Below are 19,265 nucleotides of genomic sequence, written 5' to 3'. Positions count from 1 at the left end.
CACCTCCCGAGGGGCACTCCCATGCACTCTGCCCGTGATGCCCGTATTGCGATCGTCGGCGCCGGCCTCGGTGGCCTGATCTGCGCGCGAGTCCTCCAGCAGCACGGCCGCTCCGTGACCGTCTTCGAACGCGAGGCCTCCACCGGTGCCCGCCCGCAGGGCGGCTCCCTCGACATGCATCCCGACACCGGCCAGGCCGCCCTCGGTGCGGCGGGGCTCCTCGACCGGTTCCACGCCCTCGCCCGCCCCGAAGGAGACGAGTGGCGCGTGCTCGACTTCGCCACCGGCGCCCTCCTGGCAAAGCGCGGGCCGTCCGCCGATGGCGGACGGCCCGAGATCGACCGGGGCCAGCTGCGGGGTCTGCTCCTGCACTCGCTCGCAGAGGGCACGGTGCGGTGGGGCCGCGCCGTCACCGGCGTCGCCCCACCGGCGGACGGCAGCTGCCGGGTGCTCTTCGGTGACGGCGCCTTCGAGGACTTCGATCTGGTGGTCGGTGCGGACGGCGCCTGGTCACGCGTGCGCCCGGCTCTGTCGCCCGCCGTACCCGGCTACACCGGTGTGGCCTTCGTCGAGACCGGATTCGACGACTGCGAGACCCGCCATCGGAACCTCGCGCGGCTGGTCGGCAACGGCTCGATGCTGGCGAAGGGCGCCGGCAAGACCTTGGTCGCCCAGCGCAACAGCAACAGCCACATCCGCGCCTACATCGCGCTCCGCGCGCCCGAGGACTGGCACGAGGCCGCCGGTATCGACCTCGCCGACCAGCAGGCCGTGCGGACGCACCTGTTGAGCATGTTCGACGACTGGGACGAGAGCCTGCGCTACGTCCTGCGCAACGGCGACCACGGCTTCGTCCACCGGTCGCTGTTCGTCCTGCCCGTCCCGCACACCTGGGAACACGTTCCCGGAGTCACGCTGCTCGGCGATGCCGCGCACCTGATGCCCCCGGTGGGGCTGGGCGCCAACCTCGCCATGCTCGACGGCGCCGACCTCGCTCACGCACTGGTCGCCGAGTCGAGCGTCGACGACGCCGTCCGCGCCTACGAGAGCATCATGTTGCCGCGCTCGATCGAAGCCGCGACGGGCAGTGCGAGGGGACTCGACAACCTCGTTCCCGTGCCTACCTCCTGAACCCGCAGCGTGCCCGACCGCCGACCGAGCAGGATCGATCGACGGCGGAGGTGAGGCGGCCGGACGGCGGCGGCGGTGCATGCGCACTTGGTTTTCGTGACGAAGTACCGGCACAACGTCTTCGCCGACCGACACCTGGACCGGCTCGAAGAGATCACGCACAGCGTCTACGTGAACAACATTCCGGTGACCAGTAACTCTGTGAGCGATGCCATCGACCTCGCGCTCAAGGCCAACAAGCAACTGGGAGCGATGGCCGTCACCATCTACAAGTCGCCCAGCACCACCGATGCACCACCGGTGGTGCATCGGTGGTGAGGCGTGATGGGCAGCCCAACGAGGTGATCGATCCAGCAGCCGGAGACGACGACATGAACCAGTCAGGGGAGATGACGGAACGTTTTCCACCGTCTCATGAGGGAGGAGCCACCTGATCCCCCTCAGCAGGTCGGCGAGCAGGCCCAGCACCGGCACCGACGCCGTGCGACGCCGACGGGACCCCACGTCCTGGGCACTGCTCGCCTCAGCGGGCCGCCAGCTCGATCAAGTGGGACGCGGCGCTGCCGGGGAAGAGCCGCGCGGTGGGCGTGGGCGGGGCGGGCTGTTGTTCCACGCGCCCGTCATGCCCTTGCCGCAGCACGTCCTCGAGTGCCGCGAGCAGGTCCGCCGGGCTCTCGGCCAGCCGGCTGAGGCCGAGGTCGGCCATCGCCCGGACGCCGTCGCGGCCGTGTCCGGGCAGGGGCCGGTAGCCAACCACCGGCACCCCCAGGGCGAGGGCCTGGAGCGCCGTCTGCCCGGCGGCATTGTCGATCAGGGCCGCGCTCTGCGCGAGCAACGCGGGCAGGTCCCGCCGCCAGCCGAGGGCGGTGACGCCGGGCAGCCCGTCGAGGCGGCGGCGCAGGCGGTCGTTGCGTCCGCAGAGCACCACCGGTGCGAAGCCCGCTGCGGTCAGGGCCCGGGCGGTCCGGTCGAACTGCGTCCCCGCGCCCCAGGCGCCGGCCGAAAGCAGCACTCGGGGCGGCCCGGGCACCGGACGCCGTGCGGGCGCCTGCGGGGGAAGGAACCGGTCGGCGAGCACCGCGCCGACGGCCCGGGCCGGGCGGCCGGTCCCGGCCCGGGTCTGGTCGGCGGCAGGCTCGGTCATGCACAGGTAGTGGTCGTTGCCGGGGTGCAGCCATTGCCGGTGGATCGCGAAGTCCGTCACCAGCACGGCTGTCGGTACCTTCAGGCGGCCACGGGCCCGTTCGCGTCCCGTCACCTGCGCGGCCAGGTGGAACACCGGGATGACCAGGTCCGGCTGCAGCCGCCGGGTGAGGGCGAGCAGACGCGGCCCGGCCGCTGCGGCGAGCGGGCTGGTGCCCGGTCCCGTCCCGGGGCGGAAGAAGGCGGCGTACAGGGCCGCGTACACCCACGGGGCGTGCCGGATGCAGCCCTGGTAGAAGCCGCGCAGCGCGGCACCCGCCGCGCGTCCGGGCAGCAGCCGCAGCACGTCCACGATGACGGCGTCGTGGTCCCGTCGCTCGAGGCGGGCCGCCAGCGCGCGGGCGACCGCGTCGTGGCCGTCCCCCATGCTCGCGCTGAGGATCAGGAACCTGCCCACGAGCCCCACCATAGGCGGGTGCGGCCGGGCGGGCGCGGTTCGGCGCGCTGGACCAGCACGCACCGGGTACGGTGCACGGGAGACGAACGTGCGGTGCGGCACCAGGGTCCCGCGCCGCCGACGCCACGGGCAGTTCCGCCTCCGGACAGGAGTCTCCGTGTTGTCCTTCCGCCGCAGTAGCGGTCCGCCGGGCCACCGGCAGCCGGCGGACCGAGCCGTGCGCGTCGGCCTGATCACGGGCGCGTCCTCCGGGATCGGGGCGGCCATCGCGCAGCGGCTCGCCGACCAAGGTGGTTGGCGCCTGGCCCTGTGCGGGCGGGACCGGGACCGTCTCGACAAGATCGCCGCCCGCACCGGCGGCCTCGCCCTGCGAGCCGACCTGACCGAGCCGGGGGCGCCCGCGGCGCTGGTGGCGGCGGCCGCTCCCGCGCCGGACCGGATCGGGCTGCTGGTGGCCGCGGCGGGCGTCGGCTGGGCCGGGCCGCTGTGCACCATGCCGGCCGAGGCGGTGGACCGGCTGCTCACCGTCGACCTGGCCGCCACCATCCACATCGTGCGCCTGGTGCTGCCCTCCATGCTCGCCCTCGGCGAGGGGCACATCGTCCTCATCGGGTCGATCGCCGGAACCCTGGGCGTGCGCAACGAGGCGGTGTACTCGGCCGCCAAGGGGGCCCTCGGCGTCTTCGCCGACGCCCTGCGGCAGGAGGTCCACGGCTCGGGTGTGCGGATCAGCCACGTGCTGCCGGGCGTCATCGACACCCCCTTCTTCCGGCGGCGCGGCGCCCCGTACACCCGTTCCTGGCCCCGCCCGCTGCCGCCGGACCGGGTCGCCGAGGCGGTCTGCCGTGCCGTGGCCCTGGACCGTGAACAGGTCGTCTACGTGCCCGGCTGGCTGCGGTTGCCGGGGCTGGTGCGCAGCGCGGCCCCCGGGCTGTACCAGCGGCTGGCCGTCCGCTTCGGCTGAGGCCGGCCGGACCGGGCGCCCGCCACCGCACCAGCCGTTCGGCCCGGGACCCCGCCACCGCACCAGCCGTCCGTCCGTTCAGCCGCGAGGGGAGGACCCACGACAGTGAGTGCCCTGTCGGTCCTGTGCGCCCTGGTCTGTGCGGCCGCCAACGGCGCGGTGTCCGTGCTGCAACGGCTGGCCGCGCTCGGCGCGCCCGGGGCCGGAGCGGGCCCGGGGCGGCGGTGGGCCCGGCTGCTGCGGAGCAGGGCGTGGTGGGCGGGGTCCGCGGCGCTGGCCGTGGCGTCCGTCGCCCAGGCCGCGGCCCTCGGGCTCGGCAGCCTCTCCCTCGTCCAGCCGCTGCTCACCTCGGAACTGCTGTTCGCCCTGCTGTTCGGCCGCCTGGTGTTCCGACGCGGGCCCGGTTGCCGCACCTGGGCCGCGTTCACCGCGCTGGCGGTGGGCCTGTCGCTCTTCCTTGCGGCGACCGATCCGGCTCCCGGAGCCGCGGCCGTGCCACGTGACCGCTGGGCCCTGGTGGTCCCCGCGGTGGCGGCCGTGGTCGTCGCGCTCGTGGGCGCTGCTCCGAAGTCCCCAGGGGCCTCCCGGGCGGTCCTGCTCGGCTGCGCGACCGCCATCGGCTTCGCCCTGACGGCGGCCCTGGTCAAGGAGGCCCTCAGGCGGGCCGGCGCGTCCGGCGTCGCGCACCTGTGGGCGGACTGGCCCGTCTATGCGCTCGCGGTCGCGGGCGGCAGCAGTTTCGCCCTGCTCCAGGTCACCCTGCGGGCCGGGACACTGCGTGCCTCGCAGCCGGCGTTGACCCTCGTCGACGCGCTGGTGAGCCTGGTACTCGGGCGGGTGCTGTTCGCCGAGCACCTGTCGCTCCGGCTCGGCGCCGTCCCCGCTGTCGCAGGCGGCGCGCTGATGGTGGTCGGCGTGGTCGGTCTGATCCGCTCCGAGTCCTTCACGGCCGCTTGGGACGCCCGGGACGCCCAAGACGCGCGGGACGCCCGGGACGCCCAAGACGCGCAGGACGCACAGGACGCACAGGACGCGCGCACAGCGGCTCACACCCGCAGCCGTCCCGGCCGCACCACCGCCCCGCGCCGCAGGTGACCCGATCGGACCCCGAGCGCTCAACCACTCGGCGCCCGCCACCGCGAGAGCCCTGCCGCGCTTGGTGCGCCGCTGCGGCCGAGGGCCTCGGACGGCTCCAGGGTCCTGCAGGTTCCTGCAGGTTCCTGCACCCCGATGCGGTGCGCCCGAGTCACCCGGGCGGTGGTGCGTCGGGTTTACGTCCGATCCACCGAGGCAACCCCGTGGCCTGACCCTCTCCCCCGCGGTTCAGGAGAATCCCATGACCCAAGTCGCCGACTACGTGCTGCAACGCCTGACCGAATGGGGTGTCGGGCGGGTGTACGGCTATCCCGGAGACGGCATCAACGGTCTGCTCGGCGCCTTCGACCGCGCCCAGGGCAAGCCGGAGTTCATCCAGACGCGGCATGAGGAGATGGCCGCGTTCATGGCCTGCGCGCACGCCAAGTTCACCGGCGAGGTGGGCTGCTGCACGGCCACCTCGGGGCCGGGTGCGGTGCACCTGCTGAACGGGCTGTACGACGCGAAGCTGGACCACCAGCCGGTGGTCGCCGTGGTCGGCCAGCAGAAGCGGCTCTCCCTGGGCGCCCACTACCAGCAGGAGATCGACCTGCAACGGCTCTTCGGGGACGTCTCGGAGTACTGCCAGATGGTCGTCCACCCGGGTCAGGCCCGGCATGTGATCGACCGCGCTTTCAAGACCGCCCTGACCACCCGCGGTGTCGCGACGATCATCATTCCGAACGACATCCAGGAAGCGGACGCCCAGCCGTCACCGCCGAAGGCGCACGGGTCGGTGTTCTCCAGCGTCGGCTGGAGCCGGCCGCGGGTACTGCCCGACCCCGACGAACTGCGCAAGGCCGCTGACATCCTCAACGAGGGTTCCAAGGTGGCGATGCTGGTGGGTCAGGGCGCTGCCGAGGCGCAGGACGAGGTCGTCGAGGCTGCCGAGCTGCTGGGCGCGGGTGTCGCCAAGGCGCTGCTCGGCAGGGAGGTCCTCCCGGACGACCTGCCGTTCGTCACCGGCCCCATCGGCCTGCTCGGCAGCAAGGCGAGCGACGACATGATGCAGAAGTGCGACACCCTGTTCATGATCGGCAGCAGCTTCCCGTATTCGGAGTGGCTGCCCGACGAGGGCCAGGCGAAGGGCGTCGAGATCGACATCGACGGGCGGATGATCGGCATCCGCTATCCGATGGACGCCCATCTGGTCGGTGACTCCAAGGAGACCCTGCGGGCGCTGATCCCCCTCCTGCGGCGCAAGGAGGACCGCAGCTGGCGCGAGCAGATCGAGAAGGACGTCCGGGAGTGGAACGACCTGTGCGAGCGGTGGGCGGGCCAGCACTTCCAGGGCAAGATCAATCCGCAGGCGGTCGCGTCCGAGCTGTCACCCCGGCTGCCGGACGGCTGCATCCTCACGGCCGATTCGGGCTCGGGCACCAACTGGTGGGCCCGCCACCTCAAGCTTCGCCACGGGATGCGGGCGTCGCTGTCCGGGACGCTGGCCACGATGGGCCCGGGTACGCCGTACGCCATCGCGGCCCGCTTCGCCTACCCCGACCGGCCGGTGATCGCCTTCATCGGTGACGGCGCGTTCCAGATGAACGGCATGAACGAGATGATCACGGTCAACCGGTACCTGGGCCGCCTGGCCAACCCGGCAGCCCCGTTCATCTTCTGCGTGTTCAACAACCAGGACCTCAACCAGGTCACCTGGGAGCAGCGCGCCATGGCCGGGGACCCGAAGTACCCGGGCTCGCAGCACATTCCCGACGTGCCGTACGCGGCCTACGCCCGGCTGCTCGGCCTGACCGGCATCGTCTGCGACGACCCGCAGAGGGTCGGGGCGGCCTGGGACGAGGCGCTGGCGTCCGACAAGCCGGTGGTGCTGGAGTTCAAGGTCGACAACGAGATCGCGCCGATCCCGCCGCACATCACCAAGGCGCAGGCCAAGAAGGCCGTCAAGGCGGGGCTGCACGACCCGGAGAAGTTCGGCATCGCCGCCAAGGGCGTGCGGCAGAAGCTCAGCGAGTACGCCGAACACCTCCCGGGTCGGGGGGAGAAGTGAGCGCCACCGGACCCAGAGCGGTGGGCCTCGGCCCCCGGATCCCCGGATCGCGTACCCGGACGAGCCGTCCCGGTGCGCCGACCGGTTGGAGATTTGCGGCTGACCGGTGCTTCTTGCATAGGTCCGACGGACCCGGGGGACACGTGGCAATGCCCCGGGAACCCAGTCCACCGCAGAGGCTCCGATGCCCCCTACCGACATCCTTCGTCCGCCGTCGAAGTCGGCAGCCGACGGCGCGCTGACGTCCCCGGAGATCGATGAGCTCGTGGGCCGCATCCGCCGGCAGCCGACGGCTCATGAGCGGGCGGACGCTCGTGAGGAGGCGATCCGCAGGCTGGTCCCCCTGGCACGCCGGATCGCCGGCAAGTACCGCAACGTCGGCGGGGTGGAGCAGGATGACCTGGTTCAGGTGGCCTGTCTGTGTCTGGTCAAGGCTGTCGACGGCTACGACCCCGACCGTGGCCACGCCTTCCTGTCCTATGCGGTCCCGACGATCACCGGGGAGCTGAAGCGGCACCTGCGGGACCGGACGACCGCCGTGCGGTTGCCACGTCCCGTGCAGGAGGCCAGGCAGCAGGTGCGCCGGGTGCAGCAGGAACTCGAACAGGTCTACGGGGGGCGCCCGCCCACGCCGGCGGAGATCGCGCGGGCCTGCGGGCTGTCCGAGTCCGCGGTGGCGGAGGCGATCCGTTCCCAGGGTGCCGTACGGCCCCGGTCCCTCGACGCTTGCGCGGAAGGAGCGAAGCCGCTCCTGACGGCGCACGCGAGCGTGATCGACCGGGATCCCGGGATCGAGGCCGTCGCCGACCGCGTGGAGCTCTTCCAGGCGATGCGGCGGTTCCCGGAGCGTGAGCGCCGCATTCTCGTCCTCCGCTTCTTCCACGACCAGACCCAGCAGCAGATCGCGGCGGCCGTGGGGATCTCGCAGATGCAGGTGTCCCGGCTGCTCACCCGCTGCCTTGCGCAGCTGCGCGAGACGCTGGGCCACCTGGACGGGTCCGGCACCGCGGGACGTCCTGCCGGCTCGCAGCCCGCGCCGGCCCGTGCCGAACGGGAGCCCGCGGGCGACGGTGCGGTCAGGAACGGGCCCGAGGCCGATGAGCGTGCCACCGCCGGCACGCCCCGCGTGCCGCCGGCGCGGCTGCGGCCCCGGCCCGGTGGCACGATCGGCGCGGCCGCCTCGCCGTCGGCCGACGCCCGTGGCGTGCCCGGCCGACGGCAAGGCCAGGGGGCGCAACCAACGTTCCCAAGCCGGATGCGACCGCGGGTCACCCCGGGGCGCCGGCACGGCCGCGCATCGAACCATGACGCCGGCGGCCGGCGGCCGCACCCGTCCCGGCGATGTGATCAATGGCCTCCTGGGCACTTCCCCCACCCCTGCCGACCCGTCACCGTCAAGCGGTACCCGGGCCGCTTGTCCGGTCCCGCGTCCTCGGTCCGCGCCTTCGACGACCAGGACCCTAACCGCCTGCCCGGGGCCGACACGCCGCGGCCGGCTGCCCGAAGTCCCGCGGCTCCCAGCACACGTGCGACACGTCCTCAGCGAAGCGGGCCGAGCGGCCCGGTCCGGACGGCGGCATCTCCTGCGACAAGCCGAAGAGCGTCAGGAGGCGCGGGACACCGCGCACGCCTCGGACGTACCAATGAGCCCTGGAGTTCAAGGTGGTCCACGACAGCGCGGCGATCCCGCCGCACACCATGCCGGCGCGGCCCGGCGAGCAGTGCGCCGGGCGCGATCAGGAGCGGGCGGGCATCGCGCCGAAGGCGCCCCGCAGACCCACCGGGGTGGCCGAGCAGCCACCGGGACGGCACTCATGAGCGGCGACGGGAGCGGCATGGACCTGAGCAGCTGCCGGATCGGCTCGATCGACGTGCACGCCTTCGAGGTGCCGACGGACGGCCCGGACGGCAAGGAGGAGGACGGCACCCTGGAGTGGGACTCCACGACCATGGTGCTGGTCCGGGTGCACGCCGGCGGCCGCACCGGGCTCGGCTACACCTACGGGGACGTGTCGGTCGCCTCGTTCATCGAGTCCAAGCTCGCCCCGCTGCTCCAGGGACGCGACGTCACCTCGCCACCGGCGCTGTGGCACCTGATGGAACGCCAGATCCGCAACGCCGGCCGCCCCGGTGTCGGCGCGATGGCGGTCTCCGCGGTCGACGTGGCGCTGTGGGACCTGAAGGCACGGCTGCTGGAGCTACCGCTGATCCGTCTCCTGCCGGCCTGGCACGACCGGGTACCGGTGTACGGCAGCGGCGGCTTCACCAACTACCCCCTCAGCCGTCTGACCGAGCAGCTCACCGGCTGGGTGGAGCAGGGGATCCCGCGGGTCAAGCTCAAGACGTCCCGCGACCCGGAACGCGATCCGCAGCGCCTGACGGCCGTCCGCAAGGCCGTCGGCGACGGCACGGAGGTCTTCACCGACGCCAACGGGGCGCTCGGCCGCAAGCAGGCGCTGTACTGGGCCCGCCGCTTCCACGACGAGTGGGACGTGCGGTGGTTCGAGGAGCCCGTCAGCTCAGCGGACTTGGACGGCCTGCGGATGCTGCGGCAGCGGGGCCCGGAGCGGCTGGAGATCGCGGCGGGCGAGTACGCCTACACCACGCGCGACTTCGTCGGCCTCGTCGAGGGCCCTGCCGTGGACTGCCTGCAGGCCGACGTGACCCGCTGCGGCGGCATCACCGGCGTCCTCGAGGCGGCCGGGCTGTCCGCGGCCCACCACCTGGACCTGTCGGCGCACTGCGCGCCGGCCGTCTCGGCCCACGCCTTCTGCGCGGTGCGCCGGTTGCGGCACCTGGAGTACTTCCACGACCACGTGCGGTTGGAGCGCCTGCTGTTCGACGGCGCCCCCTCACCCGAGCGCGGAGCCCTGCGCCCCGACCCCGGCCGGCCCGGCCTCGGTCTGGACGTCAAGTGGTCGGACGCCGAGCGGTACCGCACCTATGGCACCCGAGCCACCTGACCAGGCCCGCGAAGGAGAAAGCAGACCCATGGCGAAGCCGACCCGCCGAACGACACGCGAGATCCCGGCCAAGACGCACCCGCAGATCGCCGGCGCTCCCCGAGCCCGCCAGACGCTCGACGTCGGCGAGCTGGAACGGGCGCTGCGCGAGGCCGTCGACGGCGAGGTGCGCTTCGACACCGCCTCGCTGGGGCTGTACGCCCAGGACGCGTCCAACTTCCGCCAGGTACCGATCGGCGTGGTGGTCCCGCGCACCCTCGACGACGTGGTCACCACGCACCGGGTCTGCCACGAGTTCGGCGCCCCGATCCTCAACCGGGGCGGCGGGACGAGCCTGTCCGGTGAGACCGTCAACGAGGCCGTGGTCATCGACCACTCCAAGTACCTCACCGGCATCGGCGAGATCGACCCGGAGCGCCGCCTGGTCACCTGTGAACCCGGCGTCATCAACGAGGAGTTGAACCGGCACACCGGCCAGTACGACCTGGTGTTCGGCCCCGATCCGTCCTCCCACTCCCGGTGCGTCATCGGCGGGAACATCGGCAACAACTCGTGCGGCATCCACTCGGTGCAGTCGCAGCTGTACGGGCCCGGTCCGCGCACCAGCGACAACACCCACGCCCTGGAGATCGTCACCTACGACGGCGAGCGCTTCTGGGTGGGCGTCGACGAGGAGGGGCAGCTGGACGACATCATCGCCGAGGGGGGCCGCAAGGGCGAGGTCTACGCGGCGCTGCGGGACCTGCGCGACAGGTACGCCGACGCCATCCGCGCCCGTTTCCGCTCGGTGGAGGAGGTGCCCCGCCGGGTCTCGGGCTACAACCTGGACGAACTCCTGCCCGAACGCGGATTCAACGTCGCCCGCGCCCTGGTCGGCACCGAGAGCACCTGCGCCACCGCCCTGCGGGCCGTCCTCATGCTCACCCCCGCCCTGCTGCAGCGCACCCTCGTCGTCGTGGAGTACGACGACCTGGCCGACGCCGCCGAACACTGCATGGAGATCATCGAGCGGTTCAAGCCGATCGGCCTGGAAGGGCTCGACGCCGAACTCATCCGCGACCAGCAACTGCAGCACATGAACGTGGCGGACCTCAAGGAGCTGCCGCGCCTGGGCGGCGGAGCCTGGCTGCTGGTGCAGTTCGGCGCGGACACCGCCGAGGAGTCCACCGGACAGGCCGAGCGCTTCATCCGATGGCTCACCGACGACAAGGGGTACGAGCGGGACCGCATCCGCACCGCCAGGAGCAAGCAGGAGGGCGGGACCAGCGAGGACCTCTGGGCGATCCGGGAGAGCGGCCTCGGCTCGACCGCGTTCCCACCCGACGGCAAGGACCACTGGCCCGGCTGGGAGGACTCCGCCGTCCCGCCGAACCGGATCGGCGAGTACGTCCGCGAGTTGCGCAAGGTCATGGAGAGGCACGGCATCACCGGCGCCATGTACGGCCACTTCGGTCAGGGCTGCATCCACTGCCGCCTCAGCTTCGACCTGCGCACCGCGGAGGGCATCGCCACCTACCGGGCGTTCCTGGAGGAGGCCGCCGACCTGTGCGTTTCCATGGGCGGGTCGGTCTCCGGCGAGCACGGCGACGGGCAGCAGCGCGCGGAACTGCTGGAGAAGCAGTACGGGCCCGAACTGGTCCAGGCCATGAGGGAGTTCAAGTCGATCTGGGACCCGCAGTGGAAGATGAACCCCGGCAAGGTGGTGGACCCCTACCGCCTCGACGAGAACCTCAAGCTCGGCACCGACTACAACCCCCCGCGCCCACCGGTGAAGTTCGCCTACGAGGAGGACGGCGGGGACTTCGCCCACGCGACCGTGCGCTGCGTCGGTGTCGGCAAGTGCCGGGTCCCGCGGGCCGAGACGACGATGTGTCCCAGCTACCAGGTCACCCGCGAGGAGAAGCACTCCACCCGCGGCCGGGCCCGCCTGCTGTACGAGATGCTCAGGGGCGAGGTCATCACCGACGGCTGGCAGTCCAAGGAGGTGTACGAGGCCCTCGACCTGTGCCTGGCCTGCAAGGGCTGCACCAACGACTGCCCCGTCAACGTCGACATGCCGACGTACAAGGCCGAGTTCCTGCACCACCACTTCAAATCACCGAAGCGCCGGCGTCCCCGCCACGCCTACGCCTTCGGCTTCATCGACCAGCTGGCCAGGATCGCCTCCCGCATGCCCGAAGTCGTCAACCTGGTCACCCGCACCCCGGGCCCGGCCCGCCTGGCGAAGCTGGTGGCGGGCATCGACCGGCACCGCCCGCTGCCGCGCTTCGCACCCATGACCCTCCAGGCGTGGTTCGCCCACCGGGGCGGCACCGCCAACCCCGGCGGCCGCCCGGTCGTGCTGTTCCCGGACACGTTCAACAACCACTTCCACACCGAGGTCGGCGTGGCCTGCGTGGAGGCGATCGAGGCCGCGGGCTGGCAGGTCGTCATGCCCGAGCAGCACCTGTGCTGCGGCCGTCCGCTGTACGACTACGGCTTCCTCGACGCGGCCGAGCGCTACCTCCACCGCGTCCTTGACGTGCTGCGCCCGCACCTGCGGGCCGACACGCCCGTCGTCGGCATGGAGCCGAGCTGCCTGGCGGTCTTCAAGGACGAGCTGCCCAAACTACTCCCGCACGACGACGACGCCAAACGGCTCACCAAGAACGCCTACCACTTCGCGGAGTTCTTCCAGCACTTCGGCATCGAACCGCCGAAGCTCGAGGGAACGGCCCTGCTGTGGGGCCACTGCCACCACCGCGCCACCGGCGGCATGGCCCCGGAGCAGGAACTCCTGGAGAAGATGGGCCTCGAGGTCAAGAACTTGCAGGGCGGCTGCTGCGGTCTCGCCGGCTCCTGGGGCTTCGAGTCCGGCAAGTACGAGATCTCCATGGAATGCGGGGAGCAGGCCCTGCTGCCCGCCGTCCGGGACGCCGCCGCCGACTGCCTGGTGGTGGCCGACGGCTTCTCGTGCAAGACCCAGATCGAGGACGCCGGCACCGGACGGCACGCCCTGCACGTCGCCGAGGTGATGAAGCTCGCCCGGGACAAGGGCAGTCACGCGGTGCGCCGGCTCCCGGAACGCGCCGCCGACTCCGCACCGCGACCTCCCGTCCGCACCCGGGTGGTCCGGATCTCGGCCGCCGCCGCGATCGGGGCGGCGGCAGCCGTGGCCGGCCTGCGGATCGCGCGCCGCTGAAACCGCCGCCCCGCCGGTCGGCGAGCGAGCCGGCGGGGCGGCGGTGCGCCGGGCCGGTGTCGCCGGGGCCGCACAGGTGACTCACCAGGCGGGCGCGGTTGGTCGCTCGCGCTCCCGGGTACCCGGTGGCAGTGCCCGAACCGACCGGCTCGCGGCAGAGCCATGAGGAGCAGTCGATGCCGCGTCGTGAGGTCCTGCGGGCGATGGTGGCTTCCGGCCTGAGCTACGAAGCGATCGGCCGTGAGGTGGGGATTCCGGCCGGACAGGTGTACATGATCGTCACCGGGTTGCCGGCCGACGGCAGCGACGTGCTCCCGCCGGAGGAATCGCAGGGCCGGGTCGGCCTGCTCCCGTCCAGCAGCCAGCACCTGGCGAATCCCCCGACCGAGGTGCCGACCCGCCAGCCGGCGGTGGCGCAGTGGCTGCGGGAGCGGGCCGGCGCCGATCCGGCGATGCGGCAGGCGGCGGCATCCCGCAGCGCCGCGCCCCCTCAGGTGCGGGGCAAGGACCTGTCCCTGGCCCTGCGCAGACACGTCGCCTTCGAGGACACCGTGCTGCTGCGGCTGGAGCAGGAGCTGGACCCCGCAGAGCGCGAACGCCTCGGCCGCCGGTTCTCCGAGGCCGAGGACCGGGCGCGGGAGGCACCCGGCTCCCGCCCTGCCGAGCGGGAGGGGCGGCCGGAGGCTGCCGGAGCCGACGACGAGCAGGAGGGCGAGTGACCATGGGCAACCCCCTTCGGCAGTGGCCGCTGCTGCGCCAGGTCCGTGAGGGCGACCCGTTCGGGCGCGGCGCGGCAGCCAAGTCGAGGACCTCGGCCGAACTGCGACCGCGCACGGTGACGGCCGACCAGGTCGTCAAGTCGATCTGCCCCTACTGCGGGGTGGGGTGCGCGCAGAACATCTACGTCAAGGACGAGGAGATCGTCCACATCGAGGGCGACCCCGACTCACCGATCAGCCGGGGGCGGCTGTGCCCCAAGGGCGCGGCCACGCTGGAGCTGGCCACCGGTCCGGCCCGTCGCTACCAGGTGCTGTACCGGCGTCCGCACGGCACCGACTGGGAGCCGATGGCCCTGGACACGGCGCTCGACCTGGTCGCGGACGTCACGGCTGCGGCGACCAGGCCGCGGCTGGGTGTGCGAGGGAGGGCGTCTCCTCACTCCCGGTAGAGCAGCAGGGTGGCGCCGGCCAGTACCGCGCCGGCGACCAGGGCCCAGGCCAGCTGGCCGTGCAGCACCAGGACCGCGCCGGGCAGTGCGCCGGCCAGCATGGTGGCGACGGCGAGGATCCTGCGCCGCTGACGCGGTGCGGTGCCGCCGGCCAGGCGGGAGTCGGCGGCCAGTCCGGTCAGGGTGAGGGTGAGCACGGTGGTGGTGAGGTCCGGCACCCCGAGGCCGCGCACGGTGCCGTTGCGGATGCCCATCGCCACGGCGACCACGGCGATCAGGGCATGGCGCACGGATCCGTTGGCGTCCCAGGCGAAGGCGACGGCGGCGGCCACCCCGAGCAGTGCGATCTCCAGGAGCAGGGCCGTGCGCAGCCGGCGGTCGCGCCGCGTGTCGGCGTGGCGTGCCGCGAGGCGGCCGGCCAGGGCGGCGCCGGCGAGGAACGCGGCAAGCGAGGTCAGCGAGCCCGTGACGGAGAATCCGGGCGCTCCGGCCAGGGCGAAGGCGATGACGACGACGTTGCCGGTCATGTTGGCCGTGAAGACGTGGCCGAGGCCGAGGTAGCTCACGGCGTCGATCAGGCCGCTGACCGCGGTGAGGGAGAACAGGGCCAGTGCCAGTGGGTGGCGGTCGTGGACCTGGGCGCCGGGAAGCGGCGGTCGCGGTCGGACGGCGGCGTCGGGCTCTGGGGCGGGTGTGGTCACTTCTGCTTCCAGGTGAGTTGACGGGGCATCAGAAGAAGCACGGGTCCAGGGTGGCGTCGCCCTGACCGGGGAGGGCGAGGCCGCGGGCTTCGCGCCAGGCGCGCTGCTCGTGGGAGGCCGCCACCGCCTCCGCCACCCGCTCGGCCTGCCGCACGCCGGCCAGGCTGGGCGCGGGGGTGGCCTGGTAGCCGCCGAACCGGGTGACCGGGCTCCAGGAGGGCGTCACCGCGGGCAGGTCGGGCGCCAGCCCCTGGTGCTCCTGGGCGCCGTGGACGATCCGTCCGCCGACCACGGTGAGCACGGACTCGATGTGTGGGATGTCCGCTTCGGGCACGCTGAAGTAGTCGGCACTGAGCACCGCGAGGTCGGCGTAACTGCCCACGGAAAGCCGTCCCTTGACGTCGTCCTCGCCGGTGAGGCGGGCGCCGCCCAGGGTGTAGAGCTCCAGGGCCTGCTCACGGCTGAGCCGGTTGTGCTCGGCTGCCAGCCGCCGCCCGCTGACCGCGCGGCCGGAGACCAGCCAGTGCAGGGCCACCCACGGGTTGTAGGAGGAGACCCGGGTGGCGTCGGTGCCGCCGGCGACGGTCAGGCCGCGGTCCAGCATGGCGCGCAGCGGCGGTGCCTCGGCGGCGGCCGGTGCGCCGTAGCGGGCGAGGAACGCCTCGCCCTGGAAGGAGAGTCGGTTCTGCACGGAGACGGCGCCGCCCAGGGCCGCGATCCGGTCCAGGCTGTCCGGGCTCACCGTCTCCGCGTGGTCGAAGAGCCAGCGGTTGCCGTGCGGGAAGAGGCCTTCGGCGGCGAGCTTCTCGAAGACGGCGAGGTCGCGGCGGATGGTCTCGTCATAGCTGGCGTGCAGCCTGAATCCCCAGCCGTGCTCCATCAGCAGCCGGACGGCCTTCTCGAACTCGCTCTCATACGGGCCCAGTTGCGGTCGCGGTTCGGTGAAGTTCTCGAAGTCGGCCGCCGCCCAGGTGAGGTTCTCGCCCGCCCCGTTGAGGCGCAGCCAGGCGTCGCCGTCGCCGGGGCGCACGGTGTTGACCCAGCGGGTGAGGTCGTCCAGTTCCTGTCCGGCGGTCTGCGGGAAGAGGTGGTAAGCGATCCGCAGCGTCAACTGGCCCTGGCGGGCGAGTTCCATGACGGTGCCGTAGTTCTCCGGGAAGCTCTGGAAGCCGCCGGCGGCGTCGATCGCGGAGGTGAGGCCGAAACGGTTGAGCTCGCGCAGGAAGTGCCGGGTGGAGCCGGCCCGGTCGGCCTCGTCCAGGATGGGGGCCTTGGCCAGGGTGGAGTAGAGCAGCAGCGCGCCCGGGGCGGCGATCAGCAGGCCGGTCGGTTCGCCGTCGTGGCCGCGGACGATCTGGCCGCCGACCGGGTCCGGGATGTCGCGGGTGAAGCCGGCCGCGCGCAGGGCCGCCCGGTTGAGCAGCGCCGACTGGTAGAGGTGCAGCACGAAGACGGGGGTGTCGGGTGCGGCGGCGTTGAGTTCGTCCAGGGTGGGCAGCCGGCGCTCGGCGAACTGGTCGGCGGACCAGCCGCCGACCACGCGTACCCACTGGCCGGGCGGGGTGGCCTCGGCCTGGACGCGGAGCATGGCGAGGGCCTGGCGCAGCGTCGGGACGCCGTCCCAGCGCAGCTCCAGCACGTAGTTGAGGCCGCCGCGGATGACGTGCAGGTGGGCGTCGTTGAGTCCGGGGACGGCACGGCGGCCGAGCGCGTCGACGACCCGGGTGGCGGGGCCGACGAGCGGGACGATGTCCGCGTCGTCGCCGACCGCGCTGATCAGTCCGTCCCGGATGGCCAGGGCGCTCGCCCGGGGGCGGCGCGGGTCGTTGGTGTGCACCTTGGCGTTGCGGATGACCAGGTCGGCGGGCTGGTCGGGGGCGCCGGGGCGGATGCCGGCAACGGGCATGGTGGGCAAGGGAGTTCCCTTTCGGGCGATGGATGCGGAGGGGTCGGCGTGCGCGCGGGGGGTGCGTCGGCCAGTGGGGCTGCTCGGCAAGGCTAGGCGCGGGACGGATGCCGAATGCCGCCGCAGTGCATCACCAGTTGCCTGGCAGTGCACGGCCGTTGCGGCCGGGTCCGGGTGCGCCGGCCGTGCAGTGTCGGAACAGTCCCGGGCACGCTGCGAGCAGCTTCACCGGACGGGTGCGCACTAGCGTCGTCCAGCGTGGCGCCCCGATGACCCGGATGAGCGCCTGACTTCCGCCAACTCACCGACCCCCTCAGGAAAGAGGAGAACCATGGTCGACTTCGCCAACGTCCAGGCCGCCCCCAGCCCCGACCTGCTCACGCCCGACAACGCGATGATGCTGTTCGTCGACCACCAGCCGCAGATGTTCTTCGGCACCGGCAGCGGCGACCGCACCTCCATCATCAACTCGACCGTCGGCCTGGCGAAGGCCGCGAAGATCTTCGACGTGCCGGTGGTGCTCTCCACCGTGGCGGCGGAGTCCTTCTCCGGTCCGATCCTGCCGCAGCTGAAGGCGGTCTTCCCCGACCACGAGGTCATCGACCGGACCAGCATGAACGCCTGGGAGGACGAGCCGCTGGTCGAGGCGGTCAAGGCCACCGGCCGCAGCAAGATCATCCTGTCGGGCCTGTGGACCGAGGTCTGCCTGGTCCTGCCGGCCCTCTCCGCCCTCCAGCAGGGCTACGAGGTGTACGTGGTCGCCGACGCCTCCGGCGGCGTCAGCCCGCGGGCCCATGAGCACGCCCTGCAGCGGATGACCGCCGCCGGCGCCGTGCCGGTCACCTGGGTGCAGGTGCTGCTGGAGCTCCAGCGCGACTGGGCCCGCACCGAGACCTACGTGCCGGTGACCGACCTGGTCAAGGAGCACGGCGGCGCCTACGGCATGGGCATCGTCTACGCCCAGTCCATGATCGACCCGCACGCAGCCGGCTGACCCGCCGGACCCGAACCCGACCGGAGTCCAACATGAACACGGGTCTACTCCTGCTGCGGGTGGTCGCCGGCCTGCTGATCGCCGGCCACGGCGTCCAGAAGGTCAGCTTCCGCCTCGGCGGCAGCGGACTGGCCGGCGGCACCGCGGAGTTCCGCGGCGACGGTTTCCGCGGCGGCAAGCTCACCGCGCTCGCCGCGGGCGGCACCCAGATCGGCGCCGGCCTGATGCTGGCGCTCGGCCTGCTCACTCCGCTGGCCGCCGCCGGGACGATGGGCGTGATGACCGTCGCCCTCACCGTCAAGTGGCCGCACGGACTGTGGGTGCAGCACGACGGGTACGAGTACCCGCTCGTCCTGATCGTCATCGGTGCGGTGCTGGCCGCCACCGGCCCCGGTCAGTGGTCGGTCGACGGCGCCCTCGGCATGGCGCACTGGCCGCTGTGGTGGCTGCCGGTGGCCGTGGCCATGGGCGCCGGCGGCGGCCTGGCCACGCGGCTCGCCCTGCACCGGACCTGACCCGGTGCACCTCTGACGGGCTCGGACCCCGGCACCTCCCGGCCGGGGCCCGAGCCACCGTTCGCCACGCCCCTCGACGCACGCCGAGTTCACGGGACCACGCCGACCGTCGGCACTCCCTACGGCACCCGGTGCTCTCGGCGGCAACCCGCCGCGAGTGGCCGACCCCGGCGTGCGCCTCACACAACTCTCAAGAAAGCGAAGAACCATGCCCTTCATCACCGTCGGCCAGGAGAACTCCACCTCGATCGACCTCTACTACGAGGACCACGGCTCCGGGCAGCCGGTCGTCCTCATCCACGGGTTCCCGCTGGACGGGCACTCCTGGGAGCGGCAGAGCGCCGCGCTGCTCGATGCCGGCTACCGGGTGATCACCTACGACCGCCGCGGCTTCGGCCAGTCCTCGCAGCCGACCACCGGCTACGACTACGACACCTTCGCCGCCGACCTCAACACCGTGCTGGAGACCCTGGACGTCCAGGACGCCGTGCTGGTGGGCTTCTCCATGGGCACCGGCGAGGTCGCCCGGTACGTGTCGGCCCACGGCTCCGCCCGGGTCGCCAAGGTCGCCTTCCTGGCCTCCCTGGAGCCCTGCCTGCTCAAGACCGACGACAACCCGGACGGCGTCGCCCCGAAGGAGTTCTTCGACGGCATCATCGCGGCGGTGAAGGCCGACCGCTTCGCCTACTACCGCGACTTCTTCCAGGACTTCTACAACCTCGACGAGAACCTGGGGACCAGGATCAGCGAGGAGGCCGTCCGCAACAGCTGGAACGTGGCGGCCGGCGGAGGCGCCTACGCCGCCTCGGCCGCGCCGTCCAGCTGGTACACCGACTTCCGGGAGGACATCATGCGCATCGACGTGCCGGCGCTGATCCTGCACGGCACGGGCGACCGCATCCTGCCCGTCGACAACACCGGCCGGCCGTTCCACCGGGCGCTGCCCTCCGCCGAGTACGTGGAGATCGAGGGCGCCCCGCACGGCCTGCTGTGGACCCAC

Annotated in this window: 15 protein-coding genes and 2 pseudogenes; 14 read left to right on the top strand and 3 right to left on the bottom strand. The window is 72.6% G+C overall.

The window, feature by feature from the left end:
- Positions 1 to 21 precede the first annotated feature (21 nt).
- Both LN042_RS14940 and LN042_RS14935 read left to right on the top strand, forming a co-directional pair.
- Complete coding sequence (locus LN042_RS14940) at positions 22 to 1,131, top strand: FAD-dependent oxidoreductase (RefSeq protein ID WP_230051690.1); 1,110 nt, start codon at positions 22 to 24, stop codon at positions 1,129 to 1,131.
- 75 nt (positions 1,132 to 1,206) lie between these two features.
- Positions 1,207 to 1,449 (top strand): transposase, encoded by a 243-nt coding sequence (locus tag LN042_RS14935; protein WP_372495742.1) that lies wholly within the window; start codon positions 1,207 to 1,209, stop codon positions 1,447 to 1,449.
- A 205-nt stretch (positions 1,450 to 1,654) separates the two neighbouring features.
- Here LN042_RS14935 and LN042_RS14930 read toward each other — a convergent pair whose 3' ends face one another.
- Positions 1,655 to 2,743, bottom strand: coding sequence for an MGDG synthase family glycosyltransferase (locus LN042_RS14930; protein WP_249801070.1), 1,089 nt, complete (start codon positions 2,741 to 2,743; stop codon positions 1,655 to 1,657).
- Between the two features lie 145 nt (positions 2,744 to 2,888).
- Between LN042_RS14930 and LN042_RS14925 the strand changes: the two genes are divergently transcribed.
- The 9 genes and pseudogenes from LN042_RS14925 to LN042_RS14890 all read left to right on the top strand — a co-directional run.
- Positions 2,889 to 3,695 (top strand): SDR family NAD(P)-dependent oxidoreductase, encoded by an 807-nt coding sequence (locus LN042_RS14925; RefSeq protein ID WP_372495741.1) that lies wholly within the window; start codon positions 2,889 to 2,891, stop codon positions 3,693 to 3,695.
- 105 nt (positions 3,696 to 3,800) lie between these two features.
- Positions 3,801 to 4,790, top strand: coding sequence for a DMT family transporter (locus LN042_RS14920; protein WP_230051687.1), 990 nt, complete (start codon positions 3,801 to 3,803; stop codon positions 4,788 to 4,790).
- 241 nt (positions 4,791 to 5,031) lie between these two features.
- Positions 5,032 to 6,837: a thiamine pyrophosphate-requiring protein gene (locus tag LN042_RS14915; protein WP_230051686.1), complete on the top strand. Its 1,806-nt coding sequence runs from the start codon at positions 5,032 to 5,034 to the stop codon at positions 6,835 to 6,837.
- A gap of 184 nt (positions 6,838 to 7,021) precedes the next feature.
- Positions 7,022 to 7,807 (top strand): annotated as a pseudogene (locus tag LN042_RS38010) (sigma-70 family RNA polymerase sigma factor); the annotation flags it as partial.
- A gap of 692 nt (positions 7,808 to 8,499) precedes the next feature.
- Entirely contained in the window at positions 8,500 to 8,655 is a 156-nt protein-coding gene (locus LN042_RS14910) for a hypothetical protein (RefSeq protein WP_230051685.1), read from the top strand.
- Positions 8,652 to 9,800, top strand: a complete 1,149-nt coding sequence (locus LN042_RS14905; RefSeq protein ID WP_230051684.1) for an enolase C-terminal domain-like protein — start codon at positions 8,652 to 8,654, stop codon at positions 9,798 to 9,800. Before LN042_RS14910 ends, LN042_RS14905 begins: the two co-directional genes overlap by 4 nt.
- A gap of 28 nt (positions 9,801 to 9,828) precedes the next feature.
- Positions 9,829 to 12,981, top strand: coding sequence for an FAD-binding and (Fe-S)-binding domain-containing protein (locus LN042_RS14900; RefSeq protein ID WP_230051683.1), 3,153 nt, complete (start codon positions 9,829 to 9,831; stop codon positions 12,979 to 12,981).
- Between the two features lie 176 nt (positions 12,982 to 13,157).
- A complete protein-coding gene (locus LN042_RS14895; RefSeq protein ID WP_230051682.1) occupies positions 13,158 to 13,700 on the top strand; it encodes a hypothetical protein in 543 nt (180 codons plus the stop codon).
- 2 nt (positions 13,701 to 13,702) lie between these two features.
- A pseudogene (locus LN042_RS14890) lies at positions 13,703 to 14,083 on the top strand (formate dehydrogenase); the annotation flags it as partial.
- A 53-nt stretch (positions 14,084 to 14,136) separates the two neighbouring features.
- Here LN042_RS14890 and LN042_RS14885 read toward each other — a convergent pair.
- Complete coding sequence (locus LN042_RS14885; protein ID WP_372495740.1) at positions 14,137 to 14,850, bottom strand: YoaK family protein; 714 nt, start codon at positions 14,848 to 14,850, stop codon at positions 14,137 to 14,139.
- 28 nt (positions 14,851 to 14,878) lie between these two features.
- Positions 14,879 to 16,756, bottom strand: a complete 1,878-nt coding sequence (locus LN042_RS14880; RefSeq protein WP_230051823.1) for an amidohydrolase — start codon at positions 16,754 to 16,756, stop codon at positions 14,879 to 14,881.
- 331 nt (positions 16,757 to 17,087) lie between these two features.
- On the opposite strand from LN042_RS14880, the gene LN042_RS14875 reads away from it, so the two are divergent.
- The 3 genes from LN042_RS14875 to LN042_RS14865 all read left to right on the top strand — a co-directional run.
- Positions 17,088 to 17,750: a hydrolase gene (locus LN042_RS14875; RefSeq protein WP_230051681.1), complete on the top strand. Its 663-nt coding sequence runs from the start codon at positions 17,088 to 17,090 to the stop codon at positions 17,748 to 17,750.
- Between the two features lie 32 nt (positions 17,751 to 17,782).
- Positions 17,783 to 18,265, top strand: coding sequence for a DoxX family protein (locus LN042_RS14870; protein WP_230051680.1), 483 nt, complete (start codon positions 17,783 to 17,785; stop codon positions 18,263 to 18,265).
- Positions 18,266 to 18,473: 208 nt separating this feature from the next.
- Positions 18,474 to 19,265 (top strand): alpha/beta fold hydrolase (locus LN042_RS14865; RefSeq protein WP_230051679.1); only part of this gene is annotated, 792 nt, incomplete at its 3' end.

It is taken from the genome of Kitasatospora humi (assembly GCF_020907985.1).
In the GTDB taxonomy this organism is placed as follows: Bacteria; Actinomycetota; Actinomycetes; order Streptomycetales; family Streptomycetaceae; genus Kitasatospora; species Kitasatospora humi.
The sequence above is the reverse complement of the archived record's forward strand: the minus strand, read 5'-3'. Positions and strand labels throughout refer to the sequence as shown.

Coding starts and splice junctions, on each gene's coding strand:
- LN042_RS14940 (WP_230051690.1), top strand. CDS start 22: ATGCACTCTGCCCGTGATGCCCGTATTGCGATCGTCGGCGCCGGCCTC.
- LN042_RS14880 (WP_230051823.1), bottom strand. CDS start 16,756: ATGCCCGTTGCCGGCATCCGCCCCGGCGCCCCCGACCAGCCCGCCGAC.
- LN042_RS14900 (WP_230051683.1), top strand. CDS start 9,829: ATGGCGAAGCCGACCCGCCGAACGACACGCGAGATCCCGGCCAAGACG.
- LN042_RS14895 (WP_230051682.1), top strand. CDS start 13,158: ATGCCGCGTCGTGAGGTCCTGCGGGCGATGGTGGCTTCCGGCCTGAGC.
- LN042_RS14930 (WP_249801070.1), bottom strand. CDS start 2,743: ATGGTGGGGCTCGTGGGCAGGTTCCTGATCCTCAGCGCGAGCATGGGG.
- LN042_RS14870 (WP_230051680.1), top strand. CDS start 17,783: ATGAACACGGGTCTACTCCTGCTGCGGGTGGTCGCCGGCCTGCTGATC.
- LN042_RS14915 (WP_230051686.1), top strand. CDS start 5,032: ATGACCCAAGTCGCCGACTACGTGCTGCAACGCCTGACCGAATGGGGT.
- LN042_RS14905 (WP_230051684.1), top strand. CDS start 8,652: ATGAGCGGCGACGGGAGCGGCATGGACCTGAGCAGCTGCCGGATCGGC.
- LN042_RS14875 (WP_230051681.1), top strand. CDS start 17,088: ATGGTCGACTTCGCCAACGTCCAGGCCGCCCCCAGCCCCGACCTGCTC.